This window comes from Luteimicrobium sp. NPDC057192, from assembly GCF_042670205.1.
GTDB lineage: Bacteria > Actinomycetota > Actinomycetes > Actinomycetales > Cellulomonadaceae > Luteimicrobium.
In genome coordinates, this window is record NZ_JBHUWD010000034.1 from 53,778 (window position 1) to 60,102 (window position 6,325).

Sequence of the window (6,325 nt, forward strand, 5' to 3'; positions counted from 1 at the left end):
CGACGCCGGCCCGAGGGGCTGAGGCGTAGTCGTCTGCCAGTCTAGGCAGCCGTGACACCTTCGACCCGGGCTATTTCGGGCCGTGGGGCGGTTCGTGTCATTACGATCCGGTCACGACTAGTCTCGGCGGCATGCCTGATCCGACCGCCCGTACCGTCCTCTCCCCGGCGTTCGGGGCGGCGTGCCACGTCCTCGCGGTGGCCGGTCACGCCGTCGTCGTCGACCCGGGCGCGGGGGTGACCGAGGCCGTCGTGGCGCACGCGGCCGAGCGCGGCCTCACCGTCCACGCCGTGCTTGCGACGCACGGGCACCCCGACCACACCTGGGACGCCGGGCGGCTCTGCGCGGCTCTGGGCGTCCCCTTCGTGGTGCACGAGGAGGATGCGGCGTGGGCTGGGGACCCCGGTGCGGTGCTCGACGCGCTCAGCGGTGGAACCCCGGCGTCGGCGGGGGTCGGTGCGGCCCTACGAGCGGCGATCGAGGCGTCCGGCGTCGCGCCCGCCGTCGTGCCGGACGACGTCGCACCCTTCGCCACACCGGACGGCGCGGCCGTCCTGGAGTACGGGCGGCTGCGGATCCGCGCCCTGCACGCGCCCGGGCACACACCGGGGTCGACGCTGTACCTGACGGACGGCGTCGTGCTGACCGGTGACGTCCTGTTCGCGGGCAGCGTCGGGCGGACGGACCTGCCGGGCGGCGACGCCGCGGCGATGGCGCGGACGCTGGCCGACGTCGTCGGGGGTCTCGATCCCGCTCTGGCCGTGCTGCCCGGCCACGGGCCCGCCACGACGGTCGCCCGGGAGCTCGGCACCAACCCGTTCCTGCAGCCGCGGCGCTGACGCCGGGCACCACGCGAGGTCCGTCAGCCGGGCGCGGCGCCGTCGACCGGTCCGGATCTGGGAAGATCGGGACATGGCACGCCCCACACCTCTCTCCGGCTTCCCCGAGTGGCTCCCGGACGGTCGCGTCGTCGAGCAGCACGTCCTCGACTCGCTCCGGCGCACGTTCGAGCTCCACGGGTTCGCGGGCATCGAGACGCGCGCCGTCGAGCCGCTCGACCAGCTGCTGCGCAAGGGCGAGACCTCGAAGGAGGTCTACGTCCTGCGCCGGCTGCAGGAGGAGGGCGACGGCTCGGAGAGCGCGGCCCGCGGCGACCGTGCGGAGAAGCAGCTCGGTCTCCACTTCGACCTCACCGTCCCGTTCGCGCGCTACGTGCTCGAGAACGCCGGTCACCTCGCGTTCCCGTTCAAGCGCTACCAGATCCAGAAGGTGTGGCGCGGCGAGCGTCCCCAGGAGGGCCGGTTCCGGGAGTTTGTCCAGGCCGACATCGACGTCGTCGGAGCGGGCGACCTGCCGTACCACTACGAGGTCGAGCTGCCGCTCGTCATGGCCGAGGCGCTCGGCGAGCTGCGGTCGGTCGGCGTGCCGCCGGTCCGGATCCTCGTCAACAACCGCAAGGTCGCCGAGGGCTTCTACCGTGGGCTCGGGCTCGACGACGTCGAGGCGGTGCTGCGCAGCATCGACAAGCTCGACAAGGTCGGGCCCGACGAGGTCGCGCGGCTGCTCGTCGCCGAGTCGGGCGCGACGCCCGAGCAGGCGGCGGCGTGCCTCGAGCTGGCGTCGATCTCCGGCGAGGACGGAGGCGTCGTCGAGCGCGTGCGCGCGCTGGCGGCGACGCACGGAGCGTCGACCGAGCTGCTCGAGACCGGTCTGGAGGAGCTGGGCGCGCTCATCTCCGCCGCGGCGGAGCGGGCGCCGGGCGTCGTCGTCGCGGACCTGAAGATCGCGCGCGGGCTCGACTACTACACGGGCTCGGTCTACGAGACCGTGCTCGTCGGGCACGAGCACCTCGGCTCGATCTGCTCCGGTGGCCGGTACGACACGCTCGCGTCCGACGGTGCGAACACGTACCCGGGCGTCGGGCTCTCGATCGGCGTCTCGCGGCTCGTGTCGCGGCTGCTGTCCGCGGGGCTCGTGCGGGCGACGCGGGCCGTCCCGGCCGCCGTCCTGGTCGCGGTGACCGACGAGGCCACGCGCGGCGACTCGGACCGGGTCGCGGCCGCGCTGCGCGCCCGGGGGATCCCGACGGACGTCGCCCCGACGGCCGCAAAGTTCGGCAAGCAGATCCGGTTCGCGGACCGCCGGGGGATCCCGTTCGTGTGGTTCCCCGCCGGCGTCACGGCGGACGGCACCGCGACCACGCACCAGGTCAAGGACATCCGGTCCGGCGAGCAGGTCGAGGCGGAGCCGGCGACCTGGGAGCCGCCGGCCGCCGACCGGTGGGCGACCGTCGTCGCGGGGGAGCAGCAGGACTGACCCGCCGGGGCAGCGTCGAGCGCTTGACCCTCGTTCGAACACATGTTCGAATCGAGTCATGCGATGGGACGGTCAGGCGCTCGGCGTCGACGATGGCGCGTTGCCCGGGCTGCAGCGCGCGGGCTTCGTGCGCACGGTCCGGACGCCGGAGTTCGCGGGGACGGCGTTCCATGAGGTGCTGTGCAAGAGTGCGCTCTCGCACGTCCCGGCCGCGTCGCACGTGCCGTTCCGGTGGACGATCAACCCGGTGCGTGGCTGTGGCCACCAGTGTCGTTTTTGCTTTGCTCGGGCAACGCATCGGTACCTCGACCTGAACACGGGGGAGGACTTCGACTCGCAGCTCGTGGTGAAGGTCAATCTCGTGGACGTGTTGCGCGCCGAGCTCGCACGGCCGTCGTGGAAGCGCGAGCACGTCGCGCTCGGCACCAACACCGACCCGTACCAGCGTGCCGAGGGGCGCTACCGGTTCATGCCCGGGGTGATCGACGCGCTCGCGTCCTCCGGGACGCCGTTCTCGATCCTCACCAAGGGCACGCTCCTGCGGCGCGACATCGCCGCGCTCCAGGCGGCGGCCGAGCACGTCCCGGTGAGCGTCGGGGTGTCTCTCACGACGCTCGACGACGCGCTCCACAAGTCCGTCGAGCCCGGGGCGCCGACGCCACGGGCCCGGCTCGACCTCGTGCGGGCGGTGCGTGACGCGGGCCTGTCGTGCCACGTCATGGTGGCGCCCGTGCTGCCGTGGCTGACGGACTCCACCGAGCACCTGGACGCGATCCTCGGCGAGATCGCCGACGCGGGCGCCGAGCGTGCCACCGTGTTCGCGCTGCACCTGCGGTCGGGCGCGCGGGAGTGGTACCTGCAATGGCTCGCCGAATGCCGGCCCGAGCTCGTCGCCGGCTACCGGCGCGTCTACGGAGACCGCGCGTACGCGTCGCGGGACTACCAGCGCTGGCTCGCGGACCGGGTCCGCCCGCTCCTGCGCCGTCACCGCCTCGAGGGAACCTGGGACCAGGACCAGCGGTGGGGCGTGCGGGCGGCGGCCGCCCACGACGTCGGCGAGACTGCGCCCCCGGAGCGGGCACTCGCACAACCCGCGTTGTTCTGAGGCGCGGCATGCGACGGGGTGCCGGCTGGCTCCCGGAGGTGCCGGGGCGGTCAGCCGCGTGCGACCCGGTCGACGCGCACGATCTCCGTGCGCGCCACGGCACGGTCGCGGACGTCCGCGAGGGCCACGCGCCGTGGGTCCGCCAGGTACGAGGCGAGCGCGGCGTCGTCGGGCAGGCCGATCACCTGGACCTCGAGCGGGTCCTGCCCGCGAGGCTCGTCCGGCGCCGCGGTCCGACGCACGCGCTCGTGCACCTCGCCGCCGTGCTCCGGCACGAGCGCGAGGACCGCGTCCTCATACTCCACGAGGAGGTCGCCGTTACCTTCGGTCTCCCACAGGAGGACGCACAACGTCACCGGCATGGTCGGAGCCTCGTGCTGCGCGGGCTCGGCATCAGCCGTCCGCGAGGCGCGCCGGAAACCCTCCGGTCGCGATCGGTCCCCAGCCGGTGATCGTCACGCGGATGAGGGACTTGCCCTGTGCGACCATCGCCTCGCGGTACTCGTCCCAGTCGGGGTGCTCGCCGGAGATCGAGCGGTAGTAGTCGACGAGCGGCTCGACCGAGTCGGGCAGGTCGACGACCTCGGCCGTCCCGTCGACCTGGACCCACGCGCCCCCGAAGTCGTCGCTGAGGACGCACAGCGTCGCGGCCGGATTGCGGCGGAGGTTCGCCGCCTTGGCGCGGTCGGGGTAGGTCGAGATGACGACACGGCCATCCTCGTCGACCCCGCAGGTGACGGGGCTCGCCTGGGGGAGGCCGTTCGCGCGGGTCGTGATCAGGACGGCGTGGTGCCGGGGGCGGAGGAACGCGAGCAGCTCGTCGCGGTCCACGGACGTGTTCGTGGCGATCGTGCGTGGCATAGGGACCAGTCTCGCGCCTAGTTCAGGGCAGCCGCGCCCTCGTCCGCCTCCGGGCTCGTGTCCTCGTCGCCGGGCAGGCTCATGAGCCACTCGGTCGCGAAGAGGACCTTGTCGGTCAAGGTGAGCATCTGCTCGCGGATCTCGACGTGCGGCGTCGAGAAGGCGAGCCGCGCGACGGACTGCCGTCCGGGCGCCTCCGCCCAGTAGTCGACGAGGAGCAGCGGGACGTCCTGAGCACCCAGTTCCTCCGCGCCGCGCCCGACGCGCACGTGGCGCAGGAACGGTCCGGAGAGCGTCTCGGTCCGCGTGAGGGCGTCCTCGGCGCCGAGCCGGCTCCCGAGACGGTCCTGCAGGCGCCGGAGGTGAGGGACGCCGTCGGTCTCGGGGCCGAGGTCGTGCCAGTACAGGGTGAGGTTGAGCGCCAGCGCGGCGTTCGGCCCCGGCAGGACGAGGTACGCCATCACCTGGCCGCCTGCGGACGCGGCCTTCGTCGCGGCCTCGATCATCTTGTCGCGCAGGTCGCGACGCAGCGACGCGCCCCGGTCGCCGAGAGACGCCGTCTGCCGCTTGACGACGTCCCGGATCTCCTGATCCCGTGCCTCCGCGTCGTCGAGGTCGAGGAGCACCCAGTGGTCGGGCAGGTGGAGCTCGATCCCGATGCCGCGGGAGCCGCCCGGTTCCGTGGTCGTGGCGAGCGCCTCGCGGCCCTCGGGGCTGATGCCCGCGCCCGTCTCGTCGAAGAAACCCGTGGGGTCGTCGGCGACAGGCGCGGTCTCGAGCGCGGCGAGCAGCTCGGGCACGGCGAAGGCCATGGGGTCGGGCCCGGCGGGGTCGACGACGACGCGCTCCAGCGCAGCACCGTGCCGACGGAGGAACGGCGCGAGCGAGTCGCGGCGCCGCAGGCTGAAGTCGCGTCCCGGGTCGTCCCCGAGGAAGGCCGCGAGCGATGCCGCCGACGAGAACACGCACACCTCGTACGGTGCCGCCGAGCCCTCCGGCGCAGGAAACACACGCACCTGCGGGGTGCCGTCGTCGCGCGTCAGGTGCGGCACGATCACGGGCCCCTCGCGCAGCGCGCGCCCGACGGCGCCGCGGTCGCCCGAGACGAGCGCGGCGTCCAGGGCGGAGGACGGTCCGGGAGTGGTCGGCTGGTCGGTCATCGTGACCCTTCGTCTGCGCGGTGCAGGGCGTGGCCGCCGTAGTGAGGCTGGACGATCGGTCCGAGCTTGCGCTGGATCACGCGCAAGGCGTTGATCGTCTCGTCGTCGTCGCGGCCCGTCGTCGTCCGCCAGTCCGTGCCCGAGCCGTAGAGGTCCGAGACGAACACGAACTCCGTCGCGACGAGGGCTCGCGCCCAGTCGCGCGCACTGAGCGGCGCATCCTGCCGAAGCGCACGCCGCAGCTCGGGCAGCTCGAGGTCCATCGCGGTCACGTCGGCGAAGCCCATCGCCCGCGCGAGGTCGTCGCTCGCGCGGGCCGGGCCGCCCCACTCGCCCAGCGCGCGTCGGAGCAGCTCGGTCTCGGCAGGTTCGAGGACCGTGCTGGGGCGGCGCGGTTCGCTGCTCATTCGAGGTCGTTCTCCCAGTAGTCGTCGATTCTTGTCGGGTCTCGGCGGAAGACGGTGCCTCCGTCGGGATGCTGCGGATCGTGGACGACGATCGTCGAGCCGTCCTTGCCCTGGTAGGCCTTCCGCAGCCGTGCTAGGTCCTTCGTCCGGGCGGGATCCGTCATGACATCTTCCGTGTGACGGCCGAGGTCGTCCACGGACATGCCCGGGAAGTCGCCGGCGTGCTTGCTCCCAGCGTGACCCGCCGCGATGTCGACGGCGTCCTCCACACGCTCGGCGTCGGGTATCCCACCGTGGCCGGCGGCGTTGTGGACGAGGACGGGGACGTCGCCTGCCAGGACGTAGTACGTGTGGTGGGTGTGGACGTGGATGTTGTAGACCGTGACCGCGTCGGTCTCGTCGACGGTCTCGGTCCGGACGCCGTCCAGGACCACGGTGCCGTCATGGGTGGTGAGCAGGTCCCCGGGGCGCAGGTC

General features: G+C 73.1%; 8 protein-coding genes. 3 read left to right on the forward strand and 5 right to left on the reverse strand.

Going from position 1 to position 6,325, the window contains the following annotated elements; genetic code table 11:
- Window positions 1-131: 131 nt before the first annotated feature.
- From ACFT5B_RS15455 to ACFT5B_RS15465, 3 genes are all read left to right on the forward strand, one after another.
- A complete protein-coding gene (locus ACFT5B_RS15455) occupies window positions 132-839 on the forward strand; it encodes an MBL fold metallo-hydrolase (RefSeq protein WP_386799787.1) in 708 nt (235 codons plus the stop codon).
- Between the two features lie 73 nt (window positions 840-912).
- A complete protein-coding gene (gene hisS / locus ACFT5B_RS15460) occupies window positions 913-2,316 on the forward strand; it encodes a histidine--tRNA ligase (protein ID WP_386799789.1) in 1,404 nt (467 codons plus the stop codon).
- Between the two features lie 58 nt (window positions 2,317-2,374).
- Window positions 2,375-3,421, forward strand: a complete 1,047-nt coding sequence (locus ACFT5B_RS15465) for an Rv2578c family radical SAM protein (protein ID WP_386799791.1) — start codon at window positions 2,375-2,377, stop codon at window positions 3,419-3,421.
- A 50-nt stretch (window positions 3,422-3,471) separates the two neighbouring features.
- On the opposite strand, the gene ACFT5B_RS15470 is transcribed toward ACFT5B_RS15465, so the two are convergent.
- The 5 genes from ACFT5B_RS15470 to ACFT5B_RS15490 all read right to left on the reverse strand — a co-directional run.
- The gene (locus ACFT5B_RS15470) at window positions 3,472-3,783 is read right to left on the reverse strand and encodes a hypothetical protein (protein WP_386799792.1); all 312 of its coding nucleotides are present in this window, start codon (window positions 3,781-3,783) and stop codon (window positions 3,472-3,474) included.
- A gap of 31 nt (window positions 3,784-3,814) precedes the next feature.
- Entirely contained in the window at window positions 3,815-4,282 is a 468-nt protein-coding gene (locus tag ACFT5B_RS15475; protein WP_386799794.1) for a PPOX class F420-dependent oxidoreductase, read from the reverse strand.
- A gap of 17 nt (window positions 4,283-4,299) precedes the next feature.
- Window positions 4,300-5,442 (reverse strand): SseB family protein, encoded by a 1,143-nt coding sequence (locus ACFT5B_RS15480; protein ID WP_386799796.1) that lies wholly within the window; start codon window positions 5,440-5,442, stop codon window positions 4,300-4,302.
- Entirely contained in the window at window positions 5,439-5,849 is a 411-nt protein-coding gene (locus tag ACFT5B_RS15485; protein WP_386799798.1) for a hypothetical protein, read from the reverse strand. The genes ACFT5B_RS15480 and ACFT5B_RS15485 overlap by 4 nt, the downstream gene beginning before the upstream one ends.
- On the reverse strand, window positions 5,846-6,325 hold a 480-nt coding region (locus ACFT5B_RS15490), incomplete at its 5' end, for a hypothetical protein (protein WP_386799800.1). The genes ACFT5B_RS15490 and ACFT5B_RS15485, both read right to left, overlap by 4 nt.

What these genes read in the sequence shown, in the direction of transcription:
- ACFT5B_RS15455 (WP_386799787.1), top strand. Translation starts at nt 132, where the DNA reads ATGCCTGATCCGACCGCCCGTACCGTCCTCTCCCCGGCGTTCGGGGCG.
- hisS (WP_386799789.1), top strand. Translation starts at nt 913, where the DNA reads ATGGCACGCCCCACACCTCTCTCCGGCTTCCCCGAGTGGCTCCCGGAC.
- ACFT5B_RS15465 (WP_386799791.1), top strand. Translation starts at nt 2,375, where the DNA reads ATGCGATGGGACGGTCAGGCGCTCGGCGTCGACGATGGCGCGTTGCCC.
- ACFT5B_RS15470 (WP_386799792.1), bottom strand. Translation starts at nt 3,783, where the DNA reads ATGCCGGTGACGTTGTGCGTCCTCCTGTGGGAGACCGAAGGTAACGGC.
- ACFT5B_RS15475 (WP_386799794.1), bottom strand. Translation starts at nt 4,282, where the DNA reads ATGCCACGCACGATCGCCACGAACACGTCCGTGGACCGCGACGAGCTG.
- ACFT5B_RS15480 (WP_386799796.1), bottom strand. Translation starts at nt 5,442, where the DNA reads ATGACCGACCAGCCGACCACTCCCGGACCGTCCTCCGCCCTGGACGCC.
- ACFT5B_RS15485 (WP_386799798.1), bottom strand. Translation starts at nt 5,849, where the DNA reads ATGAGCAGCGAACCGCGCCGCCCCAGCACGGTCCTCGAACCTGCCGAG.